This is a genomic window from Serratia sp. Ag1 (genome assembly GCF_000743355.1).
Classification (GTDB): domain Bacteria; phylum Pseudomonadota; class Gammaproteobacteria; order Enterobacterales; family Enterobacteriaceae; genus Chania.
On record NZ_JQEI01000051.1, the window covers coordinates 12695 to 35039 of the forward strand.

Genomic DNA, 22345 nt, shown 5'->3' on the forward strand with positions numbered 1-22345 from the left:
AAATATTATAAGAGAGGATTGTATGTATTCTGTATTGGTCATCGATGAATCCCCAACAATATTGGTTGCGATCAAGTCACTCTTGATGCAGTCTGATTCATTTGAGCAGGTACTTACCGCGACCAGTAGCACCCAAAGTTTGGATATTGTACAGGGGAATCACATCGACCTGATTATTACCGATGTGGAAATACAGGGGGATGATGGTTTTTTATTGTTAAAAAAGTTAAAAAAAGAACATCCTAAAGCTAAGTCTCTTATTTTTTCCTCTAAAAATGAATCCATCTATGCTTTACGTGCGATAGAGGCTAAAGCCAATGGTTTTATCAGCAAAGGTAAGGATGTGGATGAGATACTTTTTGCCGTACAGCATGTCTTGAAAGGGTATCTTTTCTTCTCTGCAGAAGTATTAGGCACTGTATCGGATATGGCGACCTTAAGCAAAAACACCAAACCTAAGCGTTCGTTAACTGCCCGCGAGATTAGCGTGCTCAGATATTTAGTGAAGGGTTTTAAAAACAAAGAGATAGCAGGGAGTCTGTTTATCAGTGAAAAAACAGTGAGTACTTATAAAGCCCGGATTATGACTAAGCTTGGCGTTAAGTCTGTCATAGAAATGGCAAATTATGTGGAAAGAAACGACCTTTTATAAGTAAGCAGAAATTCGTTCGCGACGTTATTATTTCTACTGAATATATTTGTATTTAAATGGGCGTTATTTTGAAAGCGGTGTTTTTTCCTACAAACTATTTCATGCTTTCTTATGTTACTTTTGCTTTGCACTAATTAATATATCTTTGGGAATTTACAAAATCATCAATGGAATTGATATGGAAATAAAATCGAAGGGAGTCGTTAATGTCTTAATTGTCACTCAATGCTCGTTCACCCGTTTGGCGCTGAATACGGTTCTGGCTGATATGCAATTATCGTCAGGTAAGAAAGTCAACGTGGCCTCAAGTGATTTTTTCGAAAAACATAATCTCGTGATGGATTTTATCATTTGTACTGACGATCTGTTTGATGAGATTAGTTTGAAAGGTATTTTGAAAATCAAAGAGGCACTGCGTTACGCCAGTTTTGCAAGCAAAATGATTTTTTTAACCGCCAATCATCACTTTGCCCTGGGGAACTTTATCTCGGGTTTATGCAGAAAAGAAGGTTTCTGTGCTTCGGCTGATAAAACGGTAACCGGTCTTGCATTGGATTTAAGGCGGATTCTGAGTTTCCAAGACAGTTCCGTTGCGTTATCGTCATGCACTTTAACACCAAGAGAAAGAGATATTATTATCAATCTGATTAAACAGAAGAAACCGGCTTATTTATCTAAGAAATATGCTGTTAATCAGAAAACGATCAGTGCGCATAAAGTGAATGCGCTGCGTAAGCTCAATGTGGAACACCTCAATAATATTGTTAACCTGAATGCGCTGGCTTAAGTCGTGCCGTTTGGTTGCCTGATGTGCCCCTTCCCACACCGGGAAGGAGCAGCGTGACTTCTGCCTTATCAGGCATGGTCGATCAGAAGCGTGTGTTCATGCTCATAAAGTAGGTTCGCCCAGGTTCGTTATAGGTGGCTGCGCCTGCGCCATACATGTAGGAACCGGTGGTGGCATTGCCCGTGGTCTGGGCATTACCGGCGCGGAACTGGCGTTTATCCAGCAGGTTGTCGATGCCTGTCGTGACGCTGATATTTTTGGTAACAGCATAAGTCCCGCTCAGGCCAAACAGGGCATAAGGGCTGACCTCACGTTGCTCGCTGCCGCTTACGGCCTCACCCTTATAGTTATATTTCTTCGGTTTCTGACGGCCATACCAGGTCATGGTGGTCTGCATCGACAACTCCTGTGTAGCTTGCCAGCTCAGCGTCGAGTTGATGGTGAACTCAGGAATAATCGACAGATAATCCCCGGTAGTTTTATTCTGGTTCTCAATCATATAGGTTGCATTGTTATTCCAGGCGATGGTATCGCTGACTGGCACATTCAGCATACCCTCCAGGCCCTGAATCACCGCTTTAGGCACATTCTCCCAGCGGTAAATATCGGTTTTACCATTAGTGGTAGTGCCGGATGGGGTATAGCCTGCCTCGATCTTGTTGCGGTAATCGTTACGGAAATAGGTTACGCCAGCCAGCCAGCCTTCATGATGAAATTCCAGCCCGACCTCTTTATTGACGCTGTTCTCTGCTTTCAGATCGTCATTACCGATCAGATAACAGGCTCCAGCGCTGGCCGCACAGCCTTGGCCGCGGCTGTACAAAATGTAATTGCTGTTGTTCTGGAACAGGTTAGGAGCCTTGTAGGCGCGGGCGATGCCCATTTTCAGGGTAACGTTATCCCCCAATTCCTGTGACAGATTGAGCGATGGGCTCCAGTTGTCACCGGCTTCAGAGTGGTGATCAAAACGTAAACCCGGCGTCAACATGGTGCTCTCGGTGACTTCGGCGTTGTTTTCGGCAAACAGCGAGAAGATCCTGGCCGAAGAGTCGGGGTCACGGTTGGTACTATTCAGCCCAGGAATGCTGCCGCCTTCTGCCAGTGATTGGCTGGTAGAAGAGGGATCGCTCATCTTTTGCTGGCTCCATTCCGTCCCCAAGGTAGCGGTTTGCGGTACCCACACATCGAACGGAATGCTGACTTCGCTGTGCGCCAGGAAATCATCCAAACGGGTGGTATTGAAGCTGTCGCTGGAGAAAATGCCTTCGGTACCGCCTGCTAACCCCTCGGCCAAACGGGTATTACGCGTGCGCTCGAACTGCAGATAGTGGGTGGTGCTCACCCCGCTGTCCCAGGCACCGCGATAATTGAGAGCATAAGTGGTGCGGTAGATCCGGTTGGTCTCTTTGCCGTAATTGCTCTGGACCAGCGCGTTGCTATTGGTGTTCTGGGTATCCCCGGCATAAAGATTGCCCTGGCGACCATAGGCATATTGGAACTCCAGCGATTGCAGGGGCGCGAACTCCCAGTGCAGCAGGGCATCGATATTTTTATCGATCACCCCTTCACGGCCAGCGGGCAGGGTACTGGCATAGCTGCCGGTACGTTCGGACTGATGCCCTTGGTTGATATCCCACGCGTCGGCCTGGGTTTTGCTGTAGCCGCCAAACAGCCGGAAACTCAGTTGATCGCTCAGTGGGCCAGAGAGGTTGAAGTTGGTGCGTTTGGTCGCCCCTTCCTGCTTATGCTGTGGCAGGTTGAAATAGCCGTTCAGCGCACCGTGCAGCTCTTTGCTGGCCTGTTTGGTGATGATATTCACCACGCCACCTGCGGCACCATTGCCATAGCGAGCGGCTGCCGGGCCGCGCAGCACCTCAATACGCTCGATCATCTCCGGTGGTACCCAGGCGGTGTCACCACGGGTATCACGCTCGCCGCGCCAGCCTTGGCGCACCGAATTACGGCTGCTGGCTGGCATACCGTCGATCAGAATCAGCGTATTTTCCGGCCCCATCCCACGGATATCGAGCTGGCGGTTGTTACCGCGCTGGCCGCTGGTGGAGTTACCGGTCAGATTGACCCCTGGCATAGTGCGGATCAGTTCGCTGATGTCGCGCGCTGGCGGGCGTCTTTTGATCTCTTCGGCGGTAATGGTGGAGACACCGGGAGCTTGCAGGTTCTGTTTGGCTGCGGTGACCACAATGGTGTCTTCCGCCGTGGTTTGTTTCTGGTTTTCTTCCGGCTGTGCGTGTACCGCAGCGGAAAATGCAGACGAGCCCAATCCTAACCCGATGAGTGTGGCTAAAGAGTAACGAGATAACTTGCGATTCATGTTGAGGTTCCTACCTGGCTGCCCTTCTTGCAGCAGGGCTGAAGGGGCGATTGTAGTTTTATGGAGTCACTTGGAAACTGTTGGGACAGATACACTATTGCAAATGAAAATAATTATCAATAGTATTCAGATTACCGTTTGTTTTGGCATGGTGTGCTGTGCCAATTACACAGTGAGTGGGCGTATTGAAAACTGAACAACAGCCAGAAAGCAGTAGGTTATTAGCAAGCAAACACGTGGGGAGCCATGGTTGGTGGCTCGACATCGCCCGGCGCGGAACACCGTTGTTAGAACCGCTAGACAATGGGCGCTGGCAAGTCACCTTTCTTTGGCGCGATCCTCAAGGATGTGAATTGACTTCGGCCCATCGGCACGTTTGGCTCCATATCAATTGCCTGACCGACCATCATCAGCCAGCGCCCCCGCAGAGCCTGCAACGGCTGAGTGGGTCGGACGTCTGGTACTGGCAACGGGAACTGCCTGCCGACTGGCGCGGCAGCTACTGTTTTATTCCCTGCATGGACGATGTTTCTCTCCCGCTCAATAGTGCCGATCCCCATGCCAACATGCATAACGTTCGCCATTGGTGGCAGCAGATATTTGCCAAGGCAACGCCGGATCTGCTCAACCCTTATCGCGCATGGGCCGATGCCAGCGGGTACTTTCTTTCTGGTTTACATATGCCGCAGGCGCCGCAACAACACGCCTGGCGCGATTTTGATCGCTACGCCGTAGCCAGCGGGCGTTGTGTACCGGCCCCGCCTGCCAGGCTGCAACGGCACAGGTGGCACAGCCAACGGTTGGGAACCACGCGCCACGTCTGGGTATATTCCACGGGTGAAAGCCAGCCCGCTACCCGGCCATTAGCCATTTTGCTGGATGGCCAGTTTTGGGCACAGCAGATGCCGGTTTGGGATCCGCTGATGGAGCTGACCCGTGCGGGCAAACTGCCAGAAGCGGTGTATCTGCTGATTGATGTTATTGATCAGCAACATCGCGCACAGGAACTGACCTGTAACGATGAATTCTGGCTGGCGGTACAGCAAGAGCTGTTGCCGCAGTTGGCCGTTTGGGCACCGCACCGCGCAGAGGCTGCCAGCACCCTGGTGGCGGGGCAAAGTTTTGGTGGGCTGGCCGCGCTCTATGCGGGATTGCGCTGGCCGGAACGTTTTGGTGCGGTGATCAGTCAGTCTGGCTCTTTCTGGTGGCCGCGCCGCGACATGTTGCAGCGACAAAATATCCCTGACGATGCCTGTTGGCTGATGCAGCAGTTGGAGCAACAGCGATTGGGCGCGCACGGCAAGCTGCGGGTATTTATGGAGGCTGGCGTACATGAAAAGCTGATCCATCAGGTGAGCGATCGCATGGCCGATCTGCTGCGTACTGCCGGGCACCCAGTGCAATACCGGGTGGTTGAAGGTGGGCACGACGCACTGTGCTGGCGCGGTGGCCTGCTTGATGGCTTGCAGGCGCACTGGGCAACACCCGCTGTTTTTCAATCTGCCGCCTTTGCCAACGCCCTTCACGCCTAAGGAATTCACTATGGACGCCTTAAACCCGTTTGATGATGAAAACCAACGTTGCCTGATTTTGTGCAACGAGCAGCAGCAATACAGCTTATGGCCGGATTTCAGCGCAACTCCGGCAGGCTGGGCCAGCGTTTTTGGCCCGGCATCCCGTGAACAATGCGTGAGCTGGCTGGAACAACATTGGCAGGACATACGGCCTGCATCGCAGCGTAAGGCGCTAGAACAGGAGTAAATGCTGTGTCAGAAACCTCTATTTTGCCCGGCGAACCGCAGGTGATCGTCGAACTGCCGCTGGTGGCCGCACAGCCCGGGATTTGGGTCGCCGATCAGCTTTCACCGTATGGCAATGCTTATGCGGTTGCCCATTACATTGAGCTGAATGGCTCGCTAGACAAAGAGAAACTGCTGCAGGCTATTGCGCAGGGGCTAACAGAAGTCGATACCCTGCGGTTACGTTTTGCCGAGCACGATGGCGTACCGGTGCAGTGGTACGACGCTAACCTGCCCATCACGCCAGCCGAATGGCTGGATTTGCGCGAAACGGCGGACGCTGATGCGGCGGCGAAGGCGCTGATACAGAGCGACTTGGCTGACGAATTGCGTTTGAGCAGTGGCAAACCGCTGTATCGTCATATTTTGATGCGCTTGGCTGACGATCGCTGGTTCTGGTATCAGCGCTACCACCACTTGGTGGTAGATGGTTTCAGCTTTACCGCCATTGCGCGCCGTATCGCCCATATTTATACCTGTCTGTGTCAGCATCAGTTGCCGGAACCGACTCCTTTCACCCCGTTTAGCTCGGTGGTAGCGGAATACCAGCAGTATCAGCACTCGCCGGGTTATCAGCGCGATAGGAGTTTCTGGGTAGACAAAGCGCGCCAGTTACCTGCGCCTGCCACGCTTTGCCCGCACCCCTTGGCCGGGCAAGCGCCTTCTACCCACATCCACCGGTTGGCCCACATTTGCTCCACAGAAGACTTTGCCCCCTTAGTGGCTGCGGGCCAGCAGCAACAACTTAATGCGGCGGATATGGCAATGGCACTGCTGGCGCTGTGGGTGGCACGCCTGAGCGGCCAACCCAGCTTCAGCGCCGGGTTTATTTTTATGCGCCGTATGGGTTCGGCGGCGCTGTGCGCCACCGGGCCAGTGATTAATGTGTTGCCGGTGGCGATGCATGTAGATCATGACGCCACGCTGGTTGAGCTGGCGGTGCAGATCAGCCGTGAGCTTAAAGTGGCTCGCCGCCATCAGCGTTATGACGCCGAACAGGTGCAGCGGGATTTGGGGCGAGTGGGCGACGCCCAACCGCTGTACGGTACGGTGTTCAACTTTAAGATGTTCGATTACCAGCTCAACTTTAACGGCATTGCAGGTATGACTCACGATCTGGCTTCCGGGCCAGTGCGTGATTTGGAGATTGCGCTGTTTATTGATGAAGCGGGTGCGTTGAAAATTGAGCTGTTGGCTAATGCCGAGCGTTATCAGCGTGAAGAACTGAGCCAACATTTGCAGCGCATTCCATTGCTGCTGCGCCAGTTTACCGCTCAGCCTGCCTTACCGGTCGGTGCCGCCGACATGCTGAGCCCGCAAGATCACGTCTTGTTGGCGCAGGTGAATGATACTGCCCATCCGGTTGCGCCGGGAACGCTCAGCGGTTTACTGGCCGAGCAGGCAGATAAAACCCCCGATGCCCCAGCGTTAGCGGATAGCCAATATCAGTTCAATTACCGGCAAACCCGCGCACAGGTTCGCACTCTGGCTGGGCGGTTGGTGGCGCAAGGCGTGCTGCCGGGGGATATCGTGGCGGTGGCATTGCCGCGTTCGGTATTCTTGTCGCTGGCACTGATGGCGATTGTCGAAGCCGGAGCCGCCTATTTGCCGCTAGACACCGGTTACCCGGATGAACGCCTCAACATGATGCTGGAGGATGCGGCACCACGTCTGATTATTACCGATGCTTCTCAACTTGCGCGCTTTGTCGGGCAAGGGGAGGTGTTGCTGTACGACGCACCGTTGGCAACGTTAGCGGCCCCCGTAGATATCCAGGGGCCAACGCCGGATCACCCGGCCTATATCATTTTTACCTCGGGTTCCACCGGGCGGCCAAAAGGCGTGCTGGTGGGGCATCAGGCGATCGTCAACCGGCTGCTGTGGATGCAGCATCAATACCCGCTGGCGGCAGGTGATGTGGTATTGCAAAAAACGCCGTGCAGCTTTGACGTCTCGGTGTGGGAATTCTTCTGGCCGCTGATGGTGGGGGCGCAGTTGGTGCTGGCACCGCCGGAAGCACATCGCGATCCGCAACAGTTATTGGCGCTGATCGCGCACCACCAGGTGACGACGATGCACTTTGTGCCGTCAATGCTGGCGGCTTTCGTCAGCGCGCTAGACAGCGAAAGCGCAGTTGCCGATTGCCAGCCGCTGCGGCAGGTGTTCTGCAGCGGTGAGGCTTTGCCTGCTGAGCTGTGCCGCCTGTGGCAGCGCCGCACAGCGGTGCCGCTGCACAATCTGTATGGGCCAACGGAGGCGGCGGTGGATGTGACCTGGCACCCGGCCCATGGCGCAGCGTTGGCGGCGGTGAGTGGTGCTAATGTGCCGATCGGCCTGCCGGTGTGGAATACCGGGTTGCGTATTCTGGATGCGCGCTTGCAGCCGGTGCCGCCGGGCGTGGCGGGCGATCTGTATCTCACCGGAGTGCAGTTGGCGCTAGGGTATCTGGGCAGGCCGGATCTTACCGCCAGCCGTTTTGTCGCCGATCCGCAGGGCAACGGTGGGCGTATGTATCGTACTGGCGATGTGGCCCGCTGGTTGCCCGAGGGTAGCGTGGAATATCTTGGGCGCAGCGACGATCAACTGAAAATCCGTGGTCAGCGCATTGAACTGAGTGAAATCGATCACGCGTTATTGTCACTGCCGGGGGTAAGCCAGGCGGTTACCCATGCGCTGGTGCTGGAAAACAGCGTTGCCGATGCGATGAGCGGCGATGCCCGGCAGCTGGTCGGCTACCTGGTGGCGCAGCCGGGGGGAATGCTGGATAGCGCCAGCCTGCGCGCCGCATTGGCCGAACGTTTGCCAGCCCATATGGTGCCGGTGGCTTTGGTGGCAATGGCCTCGTTGCCACTGAGTGCCAACGGTAAGCTCGATCGCAAAGCGTTGCCGCAGCCGCAAACCCTAGCCAGAAAAGCCGGGCGCGTGGCTAAGCCGGGGTTGGAAACCGCGATCGCGGCAGTGTTTGCTCGCTTGCTGCAACGGGAACAGGTGTTTGCCGATGATGATTTCTTCGCTCTCGGCGGCCATTCGTTGCTGGCGATGCGGCTGGCTGCAGAACTGCGGCGTGACTTGGGGAAAGCGGTAGCGGTGGGGCAGGTGATGGTCGCTTCAACCGTGCAACAATTGGCGGTACTGCTGGCGGAAGATCGCACGCAGGAAGAAGCCGACCAATATGGCTTCGACAGCGTATTGCCGCTGCGTATCACCCATGGCCCGACGCTGTTCTGCCTGCATCCGGCCTCTGGCTTCTCTTGGCAGTTCAGTGTGTTACCGCGCTATATCGATCAGCACTGGTCGCTGGTGGGGATCCAGTCGCCACGGCCTGATGGCCCGCTGGCGCTGAGTGAAGATATGGATCAGGTATGCGATGCGCATTTAGCCACGGTATTGCAGATACAGCCGCATGGCCCGTATCACTTTATCGGTTATTCGCTGGGTGGCACCTTGGCGCAGGGGATTGCTGCGCGTCTGCAGGCGCGCGGTGAACAGGTCGCGTTCCTCGGGCTGCTGGATACCTACCCACCGGAAACCCAGAACTGGGACGTGATGCTGGACGATAACGTGCTGAAAGAAGTGCAGCGTGAACGGGAACAGTTTCTGGCGGTGTCGGAGGAGGCGTTAGGATCAACGCACGGGGCAATGTTCGATCATATCGAAGCCAACTATGCGGACTCTGTGCGCTTGTTATCACATACCCATACCGCCCGTTTTCACGGTCAGGCGACGCTGTTTGTGGCGAAGCGCACGCTGCAGGCGGGCATGAATGTGCAGCAGACCTGGGCGGAATATGTCGATAGGTTGCAGGTGCATGAACTGGATTGTGCGCATGTGGACATCGTCTCACCGGCATCGTTCAGGGTACTGGGGCCGTTGCTGAACCGGATTTTGCGGGCACTTTAGCCACTCTTTCGAGTGTCTGACATGCATCAGCAAGTGCCGCGCAAATAGTGTGAAAAAAGCTGGCGAACAGAAAGGGGGTGGTGTTCGCCAGCCAGCCGTTAGGCTAAATCAACATTCTTGCTGCCAAAGAACCAGGTAGCGATGAAACCTGCGACATAAGAAATGACAACCCCGGTGGCATAAACCGCCATACCCGCGTAAATGCCTTGAGATGAGGTCATTAACGGCAAGGAGACTAACCCTGAAGGCCCGAATACCGTGTTAAGCCCGATTGGCAAGCCCAGCCAGGCGACCAAACCGATAAAGAACCCACCACAGGCACCGCCGATACAGGCCGTGATAAAAGGTTTAACCCGAGGCAGCGTTACCGCATAAATCAAAGGTTCACCAACGCCCAGTAAGCCCGGAATAATTGCCCCTCTGACCTGATTACGGGTCAATGAATCCTTTTTAGCGCGGAAATAGAGCGCCAGTGCGGCCCCGACCTGCCCACCGCCTGCCATGGCAAGGATCGGGAACAGAGAGTTAAAGCCTTGGGTTTCCATCAGCGCGAAATAGACCGGAATAAAGCCTTGGTGAATACCAAACACCACCGAAATCAGGAATAGCCCGGCTAAGATCGCGGAACCGAATGGGTTACCGTTCAAGTGCATAAACAGCCAGGACATGCCTTTAAACAGTTCACCGCCCAGTGGCATGATGATGGTGAAGGTTAAAGCACCAGTGATCAGCAGGGTGAATGTCGAGGTTAAAATCATATCCAGATTATCGGGGATGATTTTACGGATTTGCCGCTCGATCCAGGCACCAAGAATAGAGGCGATCAAGACGCCAATAATATTGCCGCGAGGGTCGATAGGAACACCAAAGAAATTATCGATGCCGGAAAAATAGCCCACCGTGGCTTGCGGGTTATAGCTCAATACGAATAATGCGGCAATAATAGCGCCATTGACGCCAGTGCCCCCAAAGGCTTTCTGGGCGTTATAGCCAATCAGAATCGGCAGGAAGGTAAACATACCTTTGCCGAAAATTTTCATATAGCCGACAAGATGCTGCAGGGGGGCATTTTTTTCCGTGGCATTGACGAGAAAGCTTTGCTCCAGCAGCGTCGCGAAGCCAAGTAACATCCCGGCAGCAATAAAGCCTGGGATTAACGGAGTGAAAATGGTGGCAAATTTCGCGAGAAACTGATGAATCACGCTGGTTTGCTTGGCCTTCATCTTACTCTTGTTGCTATTGGCTATGTCACCCAGATCGTTAGAGGTTGATGCAGCCGCAGGTGCGGCATTATTGGCCGAACCTAACAGGGTATTCATCATTTCTGCCGCAGTTTGCGCTTTACCCGGCCCTAAAATAATCTGCAGCTGGTCATCGCTGTTGATAACCCCCAAAACACCTGGGATGGCTTTCAACTGTACTTGATCAACATGCTGATTATCATTGAGCGTCAGGCGCAAGCGGGTCATACAGTGCCCACAGATTTTGACGTTATCTTTATTGCCAACCAGACTTAAAATATCTGCGATGGTTTTTTCGGTAATTTTTGCCATTATTATTTCTCTTGCTCGTTCAGTACCTGGCGAATAAATCCATTGTTTTGTTCGAGAGCCGTATGAGCTTGCTCTGCTGTCATTTGTGCCAGAATCATGACGATGGCGGTCTTACAATGCCCACCTGATTCTTGTAATGCCTGAGTGGCCGTCTCGTGATCGCAGTCACTGGCTTGCATGACAATATTAATCTGGCGTTGTACCAGCTTTAAATTGGTGGCTTCGACGTCTACCATCAGATTGCCATACACTTTCCCTGTGCGGATCATGGCACCCGTGGTCAGCATATTCAGGACTAGTTTCTGCGCAGTGCCTGCCTTCATACGTGAGGAACCCGTTACCACTTCCGGCCCGACAATCGGGGTAATGGCGATATCTGCCACACGTGCCATTTCGCTCTCGCCATTGCAGGTCAGGGCAATGGTTTTGGCCTGTAATGACTTGGCGTATTCTAAGGCCGCGATGGTATAAGGCGTGCGCCCGCTGGCGGCAATACCCACCAACACATCCTTGGCGTTAAAACCGATTTTTTTCAGATCTTCTTGCCCTAAGGTCTGGCTGTCTTCTGCATTTTCTACCGCATGCAGAATGGCCTGATGGCCGCCTGCAATCAGCGCGACAACCTGTTCCGGCGGAGTACCATAAGTTGGCGGGCATTCGCTGGCATCAAGAATGCCAAGGCGCCCTGACGTTCCGGCACCACAATAAATCAGGCGGCCACCTTGTTGAAAAGCCGCAACAATGCAGTCAACGGATTGTGCGATCGCGGGTAAAACAGCCTCTACGGCAAGAGCCACTTTCTTATCTTCATCATTGAGCACTTTCAGCATGTCAACGGTAGAAAGTTGGTCAATATTCTCACTGGCGTGATTGCGGCTTTCTGTGGTCAGCCCGGATAGATTAACTTTCATTACAACCTCATTGGAAAAATCTAAGCCCATCATAAATCAAGTACGCAATACGCCTGCGACTTGAAATATGATGGGTAACGGCATTAAAGCAGACTGCTGACAAAGCCCGTGTATCTCGGTCATAAAGACAGCTTTGTCATCAACTTCATTAAAGGCTGATTGCCCAGCGTAAAAACTCCTTCTTTTGCTCATCACTCATCTGTAAATAAAGCGTCTGCAGGTTACTGAGAGAGGGGGTTTTAACCTCTGCTTTTGCTTTATCTTGTTCTTTCACTTCAGCGACAGGCTGCTGAATCGCACCCGGTAATAATTTGGCATAATCCGTTCCAAATTTATTCGATGCCGCTGAAACAGGTTGAGCATGGAAAGGGATAGACTTGCCCTGCGAATCCGTCAGGTAAAACGTTGGCGACTTAGCCGCAGCCTGAGTTTCATTCGCATTGAGCGGTATCGCTGTTTTTAAATTAATATGGCTATTAGGGCTTGCAGTAAAGGTTAATATCTGAGCGTTGGAAATGACACGCCCCTGGCTTTCATTCATTGAGCCAGGATCGTTAGGGGCATCAAAACGCACAATTAACGTCTGTTCACCATCGGGCAATGTGACCGACTTACTGAAAGTATTTATTTGTGCTGATTGAGCGGCCAGAATATTAACGTTGTCACCAAAGTTAAGCGTGACAGCGGCATGGCTGTTCATCACCGTTCCTAACAGTAATAAAGCTATAAACGTAATTCTCATCATGATCCCACCTTTCGATCTTTTATAATATAAGCTGCGCTTATTGAGTCAGTCGTTTTCACGCCAACGGATCGTCTACGCGAAGAAAGTCAATGCTCAGGCAACTTGAAGTATTACGGGTGTAGCATCAGAACTCGTAACGCAGACCAAGATGATAGAAACTATCTTTGGCTGAACTGCCACCAAATGAAACCTGACGGCCTGTGTCCACGTTTGTTCCATCCTGTCCATTCCGCAGAATATAGGCAGTGTAGATTGAACTGCGCGGAGTGAGTTTATATTGTACTTCAAAGGTGGTATCACGCAGAGTTAATTCGTCACCACCGGTATTATCCAGATAGCGATAGCCAGTACGCAATGCCCAATCATTATTCACGTTATAAACGGCGGTGAATTCCCAGTCTTTATCTTTACTGTCTGCTCTGCCGTTGCTGTAACTTACGGTATCTGAAGAGTACAGCAGGCCTAACATAACCGGGCCCAGGTAATAGCGGGTACCAATACCACCGTAGGTAAAGGTGTCTGCCCCATTGGTGCGATTACCCAGATTTTGCGCGGCGCGGGTTTTCTGGAAAGCGATAACCGGCACCAGCTTGCCTGCGGTACCCATGTCGAACGTATAGCGTGTGGCGGCATTGTAGCCGTAGTCCAGATCGGATGTACCGTTACCGATAATGTACGCGGTAGCAACGTCAAGGTTACCGATATTATTCTGATACTGAATGGTACCGTCCTGGCGGAATACCTGCACTGCGGTTGGGTCAACAAAGCGTGCTTGGCGGCCTGTTGCAACATCAGAGCTGGCGAAAACATCACCGATATCGGTAAACATAATCAGACCGGAAGAGACGCGGCCACCGGTAATTTTGCCGTACTGCGCAAAATCAAGACCGGCCCAGACGTAGCGAGCGGTCAGGCTATCGTTATTTTTCTCGACGTTATTGGCGTACTCGGCGGCGTTCACCTGATATTGTGCCAGGCCAATAACGGCAACATTATCATTGACAACCTGACGACCAATAAACCCCAAACGCCCATCAAAGTCACCTTGTGTGTTACCCGTTTTCTTGTCTGAAACGTTGAATCCAAAGCGGCCATAAAGCTCGACATTGGAACCATTGTCTTCCTTGTAGATCACCGCAGCCTGAGCTGTGCTGCTAGCAATAATGGAGGCCAGTACTGTTTTTAGTATGATTTTTTTCATTTTTAACTCATTGGTGTTTTAGAGGTGATAGATGTTGTTTTTTAGCGATCGGAATAATGTATTCTTTAAATTAAATGTAAAAGGAATATTTTATTCTTTTTGTGGGGATTGAGAGCTGCGTCAAAAAATTTCAAACGCAGTCTGGTGACGTGAGGGTAGGCGGTAGTGATACAGGAGGCGGTTTTGAGGGGAAACCGGTGAGCTATTTCCCTAACGGTACCATTAACGGGGTATGTGATACCGGATCGTCAATGATCATACATTTCAGCCCATACACTTCTTCGATCAGCTCAGGGGTTACAATATCTTTCGGCGCGCCTTCGGCGACAATTTTACCGCCGCGCATGGCGATCAGATGGCTGGCATAGCGGCAGGCGTGGTTAAGATCGTGCAGCACCACCACCAGAGTATAGCCATTCACCCGGTTTAACTGGCGCAGCAGCTCCAGCAGCTCAATCTGGTGGGTGATGTCTAACCAGGTGGTGGGTTCATCCAGCAGCAGTAATGGGGTTTGCTGCGCCAAGACCATGGCGATCCATACCCGTTGGCGTTGCCCGCCGGACAACGTATCCACTGGTTGTTCGGCCAACTGCGCTACACCGGTAGCATGCATGGCTTGCTCAACCGCTTGCTGATCTTCGTCGCGCCAGCGGCTGAACAAACGCTGATGCGGGTAGCGGCCACGTGCCACCAGATCGAACACCGTAATATCACCAGGGGCGATCGAACTTTGCGGTAACAAACCGAGCTGGCGGGCGACGTCTTTGGTGGCGTAATCGCGGATCTGCTGGCCGTTAAGCCATACAGAACCGGCTTGTGGCTGCATCAGGCGGCTGAGCGTTTTTAACAGTGTGGATTTGCCGCAGGCATTCGGGCCGATAATTACCGTCAGCTCGCCGTGCGGAATGGACACTGACAGATCGCGCGCGACGATCTTTTTTTCGTAACTCAGCGTCAGGTTTTCGGCGCGTAGCGGCGCAGCTAACAGGTTTTCAGCATTCATTTTTTTCGCGACTCATGGATTAATAACCAAATCAGATAAATCCCCCCTAGGCTGACGGTCAAGACACCGACCGGCAACTGGTAGGGCATAAACAGGCGTTGTGCGGCAACATCCGCAGCCAGCAGTAACAAAGCGCCGGTTAAGGCCGTCAGCAACAGCACGTTTTGGTTGGCGCACAGGCGGCGGGCAATCTGCGGAGCTACCAGAGCAATAAAAGAGATTGGCCCAGCCACAGCGGTTGCCGCTGCGGTGAGCAGTACCCCGGCCAAAAACAGCAGCAGGCGTGAACGCTCAACCGCGACCCCCAGAGCACAAGCGGTATCATCACCCATTTCCAGCAGCCGCATGCGCCGCGTTAGCGCCGCCAAGAGCAGCATTGCCAGCACTATTACCCACAGGGCAGGCAGGCTTTTTGCCCAGGAAATGCCGTTGAGCGAACCTGCGCTCCACAAGCCAGCGGTCATCGCCGATTCCAGCGAAGCGCTGACGATCATCCAGGTGTTTAACGCAACCAGCAGGGCGCGCACCGCAATACCGACAATAATCAGGCGGAAAGCCTCAACGCCGTTACGCCAGGCCAACAGGTAAATCAGCCCGGCGGTGATCAAGCCACCGGCCAGCGCGCCAGAAGTGATCCCGAGAATACCGCCGTTAAACAGCACAATAACCACCAACACGCCGCTGTAAGCGCCGGTATTGAAACCGATGACGTCTGGGCTGCCGAGCGGGTTACGCAGCAAGGATTGGAAGATGGCACCGCTGATGCCCAGAGCGGCCCCCAGTAACAGCGCCATCGCAACACGCGGCAAGCGCCACTGAGTGACGATAACCGCCAGATTGGCCGGGCCTTCGCCGCGCAAAGCCTCGATCACCTGCATGGCGCTGAGTGGCAGCGTGCCGGAAGCGAGGGCATAAACCGCTAACGCCAGGCAGGTGAACAGCAGTATCAACACGGTTGCTAGCGGTCGCGCCAGCCGCAGTGGTTTTTTGGCAAGGAGTTGGCGGGTAATCAACAGGCTCATTTATCCTCCCCGCCGGAACATGCGGCGCTGGCGTACCAGCATAATCAGTACCGGTGCGCCGATCAGCGACAGCACAATAGACACCTGCAGCTCACCTGATACCAGGAAGCGGCCAAGCAGATCGGCAGTCAGCAGCAGAATCGGCGTTAGCACCAAGGTCCAAGGAAGCATCCAGCTTAATTCCGGCCCTGATAACCGCCGGGCAATGTGCGGCATCATCAACCCGACAAATGCGATTGGGCCCACGGCGGCGGTCGCACCACCACACAGCAGGGTTATCGCCAGCAGGCCGAGCAATTGAGTGCGCACCATGCTGGTGCCCAGTGCGGCGGCCAGCTCGTTGCCCATACTCAGGCTGTTCAACGCTTTGGTCAGCCAAAGGGTAATGAATGTGCCTAACAGGATCGGCAGGGCGACGGTGCGTACCACCGCCATGCTTTGAATATCGAGAGAGCCCGCCTGCCAGAAGCGCTGCTGATCAAACACCTGCGGGTTAAGCAGGGCAATGCCGGAAGTCAGCCCTTCCAGCACCGCCGCCAGTGCCACCCCGGCCAGCGTCAGGCGAACCGGGCTGAGGCGGCTACCGCCCAGCGCGCCAACCAGCGCCACTAATAATGCAGCAAACAGGGCACCGGCAAAGGCGAACCACAGATAGTCGCTGACGCTGGTTGCGCCGAAGAAAGTGATCCCCAAGACCACCGCGAAACCCGCACCGGAGTTAACCCCCAGAATGCCAGGGTCGGCCAGCGGATTGCGGGTAAGAGTCTGCATCAGAGCACCGGCTAACCCCAAAGCCACACCGGCCAGTACGCCGATCAGCGTTCGCGGTAGCCGGGCTTCGGTCACGATGAGGCAGTCGGCCCCGCTACATTGCCCGTTCAGTGCGGTAAACACGTTGGCAACAGGGATGGGCTTGGCTCCCAGCGACAGGCTGAGCATCATCATTAACAGCAGAACCGCAACGGCACACAGCAACCCAAGCAGGCGTAGCCAAAATGAATGGGATAAGCCCTGGAGTGGGGCAGATAAAGGGGGAGAGCAATTACGTGTAAGCCGGAACATGGCAACCCATTACCAATTGAATATAAATGATACTTATTATCATTATTGATTGTGTTTATCTATGGTAGCATGACTCCCCAGACAGCACTAGCGCTGTTCCTGATGAGTTTTAAGCTGCAATAACGGAGTTCGGTGGTGGTGATAACAAGATGAAGAAACCCTCTATTTTGCTCGATTTCGGCCTGCTGAAAACCAATGCGGCCTTTCGGGCGGTATTTTGTGCGCGCTTTATTTCGATTCTGGCGCTGGGCCTGATGGCGATCGCCATTCCGGTGCAAATTCAGGCGTTGACCGGCTCAACCTTGTTGGTCGGGCTTGCGGTGACGCTGGCGGGCAGCGGGATGTTTGCCGGTTTGCTGATGGGGGGCGTGCTGGCGGATCGCTATGAACGCCGCCGCTTGATCCTGTTTGCCCGTTCTACCTGTGGCGTGGGTTTTGTCGGGTTGTGCCTGAATGCAGCATTGCCCGCACCTTCTCTGACTGCGATCTATCTGCTGGCGGTATGGGACGGTTTCTTTGGTGCGGTGGGGGTGACCGCCTTACTGGCTGCCACCCCAGCGCTGGTGGGGCGTGAAAACATTGTGCAGGCCGGGGCCATCAGCATGTTGACCGTGCGTTTTGGCTCGATCCTCTCACCTGCCATTGGCGGCGCAGTGATCGCCAGCGCCGGAGTTGCCTGGAATTACGGCTTGGCGGCGTTAGGCACCCTGTTGACGTTGCTCCCTTTATTGCGTTTGCCGCAGTTGCCGCCGCCACCGCAGCCGCGTGAGCACCCGCTGCGCGCTTTGATCGGCGGTTTTACCTTTCTGCTGCAAAATAAAGTGATCGGAATGGTAGCGTTGATCGGTGCGCTGCTGACCATGGCCAGCGCGGTGCGGGTGTTGTACCCGGCTATCTCTGGCATGTGGAACGTGAGCATCGCGCACCTGGGCTTTATGTATGCTGCGGTGCCGCTGGGGGCGACCATCGGGGCATTCACCAGTGGGCGAATAGCGCAGGTCGCCAGACCGGGTTGGGTGATGTTGCTGACAGCAATTGCTGCGTTCGCTGCCATCGGGCTGTTTGGCCTAATGCCATGGTATGGCATGGCGCTGCTGTGCTTAGTGGTTTTTGGCTATTTCAGCGCGCTGAACTCGCTGCTGCAGTACGGGTTGATTCAGAACCTGACGCCGGATGCGTTTCTTGGCCGCATCAACGGGTTGTGGACGGCCCAGAACGTGGTCGGCGATGCGATTGGCGCTTTGCTGTTGGGGGCGATGGGGGCATTTATGCTGCCAGCCATGACCTCAACCAGTTTTGGTTTTGGCGCTGTGTTGCTGGCAGTGGTATTGGCGTTCGCTATGCGTGGCTTGCGCCAGGTGGGCAGTGGCGGGCTACAACCCGCCACTGAAGCTACTGAGCAATAAATAGCTGCTCCAGACGCGTCAGCAGATTGCTGGCGCTGTAATAATCCAGGCGGAAAGTGTCGTTGCCCAACGCATAAACCCGTTGGTTTGCTACCGCAGGCAAATGCGCCAGAAAGCGGTTGCCCGTCAGCCGTTGCACGTCGGTTTCGTCATTGGCAAACAGCAACAGGGTCTGACCATTCAGGCCCTGTGCCAGATTTTCTCCCCCCAGTTGAATGATGTCTTTACGCACTCCCTGACTGGTGCTGGCGTTAAACTTTGGTGGCAGCGTTGCCAGAGTAAAACCTAACTGCTGCAGCAGTTGCCCTTGTGACGAATCAGCGGTCCACAGGTTGGCACTTTTGCCATCGCTGCGTAATACCAAGGCGGACGTGGGTTGCGGCGGGAGTGTCATACGCTGTTTCAGCGCCTTTTCCCGTGCGGCAAATTCACTGACCACTCTTTCCGCCTGAACTTCGTGCCCGGTCGCCTGACCGAGAATGTGGGCCAACTCCTGCCAGCTCTTGTCGTCGTAATTCACCACCAGCACGGGGGCGATAGCGGATAACTGATCGTACAGGCGCAACGCGGAATCGGCACCGGTCGCAGACATCACAATCAGGTCCGGGGCTTCAGCGGCTATCGCTTCGGCGTTGGGTTCACCGATGTATAACCGTTTCACACCGCGCTGGGCGGCGATCTCGCCCCATTGATGGAAAAAGCCTTGTTTATCCGACAGCCGATTGTTCGGGCTGGTGGCTCCGCTGGCGATGACTGGTGCGTCGATAGCCAACAGTGTGCCGGTGACGGTGACGCTGGTGGAGACAATGCGCACTGGGGGCTGATTGAGGGCAATCATGCCGTGTGGCGTGGTAACCGTGCGTGGCCATTGCGCTGTGGCTGACGCTGGTGCGTTGCCCAATGCCAGCAGGCCGAACAATGCCAACCCAAGGCGTAAGTGATTTATCATCTGCGGGTAAACCTCGCTTAAATGTTAATAATTATCATTTTTATAAATTAAGACACTAAACTCATATCTGATTTTGATAAGAATAAGCGTTTGCATTTATTGACATGGCAAAATCTGCAGAGTACTTTACCGCAATCAAATACAAATGATAATCATTATTATGTTGATTGTTGTTAATGATATAGAGGAAGTGCCGATGGTGTTAGCAGTTAAGGGTGCCGAACAAGAGGAGCTGCAAGGCAGGGAGCAAGTGTTACAGTCCGCCATGGTTTCCCCAACCTCAGGTTTCTTTTTTACTTCTCCTTATCGTAGCCTGAGCACACAAGGGTGTTTTGCCAACATCACGCAGCCTGCTGCCGACGGCGATAATCTGCAAGGCCGCTTCCAGCAGGGGGTGCAGCAGGCGTTTGCCCAAGCCCGGCAGGCAGGGATCTCCAATCCGCTGCTGTGTGGCGCGATTCCTTTCGATACCCGCCAACCCTCCGCGTTATTTATCCCTCGGCAAGTGCAATGGTTTGAACGTGAAGCCTTTATGGCAGACCTGAAGCCGGTCGTAGCTGCGTTGCCAGTCATCACCCACCAGAGCGAATTGCCCGAACAGACGCAGTTTATGCAAATGGTGGCCGATGCGGTGCAGGTGACCAGTAGCGAACAGTTGGAGAAAGTGGTGCTTTCCCGTTTGCTGGAAATTAAGACCGGCAAGCAGATAGATCTAGCGGCGCTGATGATGCGCGTTATGGCTCAGAATCCACAGAGTTACCACTTCCATGTCCCGTTAGAAGAGGGGGCTCTGGTGGGGGCCAGCCCAGAACTGCTGCTGCGCAAGTACGGTGATCGGTTCTATTCGAACCCGCTGGCAGGATCGGCGCGGCGTGAAAACGATCCTCAGCGGGATCGTCAAGTCAGTGAGCAACTGCTTACATCGGCTAAAGATCGCTACGAGCACCAGATTGTCACCGCCGGTATGCGCCAGGTTTTGCAGGGCCGCTGCCGCCGTCTGCACATTCCAGCCACCCCGGGACTGCTGAATACCAACACGTTATGGCACCTTTCGACGCCGATCGAGGGCGAAGCCGCCGAGCAGGCAGAGAATGCGCTGTCGCTGGCCTGCCTGCTGCACCCAACGCCCGCATTGTGTGGCACTCCGACGCTGGCAGCACGCGATCTGATCGGGCAGTTGGAGCCTTTCGAACGTGGCCTGTTTGGCGGCATTGTCGGTTGGTGTGACGCCGAAGGCAACGGTGAGTGGGTGGTCACCATCCGTTGTGGCACGGTCAATGCCAATCAGGTACGCCTGTTTGCCGGTGCGGGGATTGTGCCTGATTCCTCCCCACAGGCTGAGTGGCATGAAACCAGCACCAAGCTCAGCACCATGCTGCGTGCTTTTGGTCTGCAAGGATAACAACATGATGAGTATCGCTTTTACTCCCTGGCCCGAGGATTTCGCGCGCCGTTACCGTGAGCGCGGCTATTGGATCGATAAGCCACTGACCGAGATCTTGGCCCGACAGGCAGATAATCAGGCAATCGCCCTGACTGACGCGCAACGCAGCCTGAGTTACCGCGAATTGGAGCAGCTTTCCAACCGCTTGGCCGCCGCCCTGTTGCGCCGAGGATTACGATCTGGTGATACCGCGTTGGTGCAACTTGGCAACGTGGTGGAGTTCTATGTGGTGTTCTTCGCCCTGCTGAAAATTGGCGTGGTGCCAGTAAATGCGTTGTTCAGCCATCAGCGCAGCGAACTGAGTGCCTACGCCAGCCAGATCAAACCTGCGCTCTTGATTGCCGATCGGCAACATAGCCTGTTTGCACAGGACGATTTCCTGGTCGCGTTCAGAGAACAGAATCCTTCTTTACGCGTAGTGGGTTTACGTGGTCAACCCGCTGGGGAGCACGCTCTAGCTGATTGGTTAGCGGAGGATTGCGCTGCCTTTATACCGACCCCAACGGCTGCCGATCGAGTCGCGTTTTTCCAGCTTTCTGGTGGCAGCACCGGCACGCCGAAGCTGATCCCACGGACTCACAACGACTATTACTACAGTATCCGCCGCAGCGTGGAGATTTGCCGTTTCGATAGCACCACTCGTTACCTGTGCGCACTGCCCGTGGCCCACAATTACCCGATGAGTTCACCGGGGGTGTTGGGCGTGTTCTATGCTGCCGGGCAGGTAGTGTTCGCTGCCGATCCGGCGGCGGCCCAGTGCTTCAAGCTGATCGAACAGCATCAGATTACCGTCACTGCGCTGGTACCGCCTGCTGTCATTCTGTGGCTACAGGCGATTGAAGAGTGGGGCAGTAACCAGCCGTTGGCTAGCCTGCAACTGTTGCAGGTGGGGGGGGCTAAATTGGGGGAAACCCTGGCGGCGCGTATTCGCAACGAGATCGGCTGCCAATTGCAACAGGTGTTTGGTATGGCTGAAGGGTTGGTGAACTACACCCAGCTGGATGATGACGATCAACATGTTCTCACCACGCAGGGCACGCCGATGTGCCCGGACGATGAATTGTGGGTGGCGGATGAGCAAGGTAATCCGTTGCCGGTGGGGGAAACTGGCCGCCTGATGACGCGTGGCCCTTATACCTTCCGGGGGTATTACCAGAGCCCGGAGCATAACGCCGAAGCCTTTGATGGCAACGGTTTCTACTGTTCGGGCGACCTGATCAGCCTGACGGCAGATGGCTATGTGCGGGTTCAGGGGCGGCAGAAAGACCAGATTAATCGCGGTGGTGAAAAGATTGCCGCCGAAGAAATTGAAAACCTGCTGTTACGCCATGCGGCAGTGATTAATGCTGCACTGGTGTCGATGCCGGATGCACTGATGGGGGAGAAAAGCTGCGCCTTTATTGTGGCGCACAACGCGATTAAGCCAGTCGTTCTGCGCCGCCATCTGCGTGAACAGGGCGTGGCGGAGTTTAAACTGCCCGATCGCTTTATTCAGGTTGAATCGCTGCCGCTTACTCCGGTCGGCAAAGTGGATAAAAAACATTTGCGTCAACATTTAACTCAGGCTCAGGGAGAATAA

17 protein-coding genes are annotated in these 22345 nt (G+C 54.3%); 8 read left to right on the forward strand and 9 right to left on the reverse strand.

Annotated features, from left to right (window positions below; genetic code table 11):
* Nucleotides 1-22 precede the first annotated feature (22 nt).
* Both IV04_RS27070 and IV04_RS22375 read left to right on the forward strand, forming a co-directional pair.
* Nucleotides 23-652, forward strand: a complete 630-nt coding sequence (locus tag IV04_RS27070) for a response regulator transcription factor (protein ID WP_037403153.1) — start codon at nucleotides 23-25, stop codon at nucleotides 650-652.
* Between the two features lie 178 nt (nucleotides 653-830).
* On the forward strand, nucleotides 831-1439 hold the full coding sequence (locus tag IV04_RS22375) for a LuxR C-terminal-related transcriptional regulator (RefSeq protein WP_037403155.1): 609 nt from the start codon (nucleotides 831-833) through the stop codon (nucleotides 1437-1439).
* Nucleotides 1440-1521: 82 nt separating this feature from the next.
* Here IV04_RS22375 and IV04_RS22380 read toward each other — a convergent pair whose 3' ends face one another.
* Nucleotides 1522-3771: a TonB-dependent siderophore receptor gene (locus IV04_RS22380; RefSeq protein WP_037403156.1), complete on the reverse strand. Its 2250-nt coding sequence runs from the start codon at nucleotides 3769-3771 to the stop codon at nucleotides 1522-1524.
* A 185-nt stretch (nucleotides 3772-3956) separates the two neighbouring features.
* On the opposite strand from IV04_RS22380, the gene fes reads away from it, so the two are divergent.
* The 3 genes from fes to IV04_RS22395 are packed head-to-tail and all read left to right on the forward strand — an operon-like array spanning nucleotide 3957 to nucleotide 9470.
* A complete protein-coding gene (gene fes / locus IV04_RS22385; protein WP_072010956.1) occupies nucleotides 3957-5303 on the forward strand; it encodes an enterochelin esterase in 1347 nt (448 codons plus the stop codon).
* Between the two features lie 10 nt (nucleotides 5304-5313).
* Nucleotides 5314-5532 (forward strand): MbtH family protein, encoded by a 219-nt coding sequence (locus IV04_RS22390; RefSeq protein WP_037403157.1) that lies wholly within the window; start codon nucleotides 5314-5316, stop codon nucleotides 5530-5532.
* Nucleotides 5533-5537: 5 nt separating this feature from the next.
* Nucleotides 5538-9470: an enterobactin synthase subunit F gene (locus tag IV04_RS22395; RefSeq protein ID WP_037403158.1), complete on the forward strand. Its 3933-nt coding sequence runs from the start codon at nucleotides 5538-5540 to the stop codon at nucleotides 9468-9470.
* A 98-nt stretch (nucleotides 9471-9568) separates the two neighbouring features.
* Here the strand turns inward: IV04_RS22395 and murP are convergent, their stop codons facing one another.
* The 7 genes from murP to fepD all read right to left on the reverse strand — a co-directional run bounded on the left by murP (nucleotide 9569) and on the right by fepD (nucleotide 16967).
* On the reverse strand, nucleotides 9569-11023 hold the full coding sequence (murP, locus tag IV04_RS22400) for a PTS N-acetylmuramic acid transporter subunit IIBC (protein WP_037403159.1): 1455 nt from the start codon (nucleotides 11021-11023) through the stop codon (nucleotides 9569-9571).
* A 2-nt stretch (nucleotides 11024-11025) separates the two neighbouring features.
* Nucleotides 11026-11934, reverse strand: coding sequence for an N-acetylmuramic acid 6-phosphate etherase (gene murQ, locus IV04_RS22405; protein ID WP_037403160.1), 909 nt, complete (start codon nucleotides 11932-11934; stop codon nucleotides 11026-11028).
* Between the two features lie 148 nt (nucleotides 11935-12082).
* Entirely contained in the window at nucleotides 12083-12679 is a 597-nt protein-coding gene (locus IV04_RS22410) for a DUF2057 family protein (RefSeq protein ID WP_081893277.1), read from the reverse strand.
* A gap of 124 nt (nucleotides 12680-12803) precedes the next feature.
* On the reverse strand, nucleotides 12804-13880 hold the full coding sequence (locus IV04_RS22415) for a porin (RefSeq protein WP_037403163.1): 1077 nt from the start codon (nucleotides 13878-13880) through the stop codon (nucleotides 12804-12806).
* A 202-nt stretch (nucleotides 13881-14082) separates the two neighbouring features.
* Complete coding sequence (locus IV04_RS22420; RefSeq protein WP_037403164.1) at nucleotides 14083-14883, reverse strand: ATP-binding cassette domain-containing protein; 801 nt, start codon at nucleotides 14881-14883, stop codon at nucleotides 14083-14085.
* A complete protein-coding gene (fepG, locus tag IV04_RS22425; protein ID WP_037403166.1) occupies nucleotides 14880-15905 on the reverse strand; it encodes an iron-enterobactin ABC transporter permease in 1026 nt (341 codons plus the stop codon). The genes IV04_RS22420 and fepG overlap by 4 nt, the downstream gene beginning before the upstream one ends.
* Nucleotides 15906-16967, reverse strand: a complete 1062-nt coding sequence (gene fepD, locus IV04_RS22430) for a Fe(3+)-siderophore ABC transporter permease (RefSeq protein ID WP_037403167.1) — start codon at nucleotides 16965-16967, stop codon at nucleotides 15906-15908. It abuts the gene before it with no gap.
* Nucleotides 16968-17116: 149 nt separating this feature from the next.
* On the opposite strand from fepD, the gene entS reads away from it, so the two are divergent.
* Nucleotides 17117-18373 carry an enterobactin transporter EntS gene (entS, locus tag IV04_RS22435; protein ID WP_037403168.1) on the forward strand — a complete coding sequence of 419 codons (1257 nt, stop codon included), beginning with the start codon at nucleotides 17117-17119 and terminating at the stop codon, nucleotides 18371-18373.
* Here the strand turns inward: entS and fepB are convergent.
* On the reverse strand, nucleotides 18360-19322 hold the full coding sequence (gene fepB / locus IV04_RS22440) for a Fe2+-enterobactin ABC transporter substrate-binding protein (RefSeq protein WP_037403170.1): 963 nt from the start codon (nucleotides 19320-19322) through the stop codon (nucleotides 18360-18362). The genes entS and fepB overlap by 14 nt on opposite strands.
* Nucleotides 19323-19518: 196 nt before the next feature.
* On the opposite strand from fepB, the gene IV04_RS22445 reads away from it, so the two are divergent.
* Both IV04_RS22445 and IV04_RS22450 read left to right on the forward strand, forming a co-directional pair.
* Nucleotides 19519-20724 carry an isochorismate synthase gene (locus IV04_RS22445; protein WP_037403198.1) on the forward strand — a complete coding sequence of 402 codons (1206 nt, stop codon included), beginning with the start codon at nucleotides 19519-19521 and terminating at the stop codon, nucleotides 20722-20724.
* 7 nt (nucleotides 20725-20731) lie between these two features.
* Entirely contained in the window at nucleotides 20732-22345 is a 1614-nt protein-coding gene (locus IV04_RS22450; protein WP_037403201.1) for a (2,3-dihydroxybenzoyl)adenylate synthase, read from the forward strand.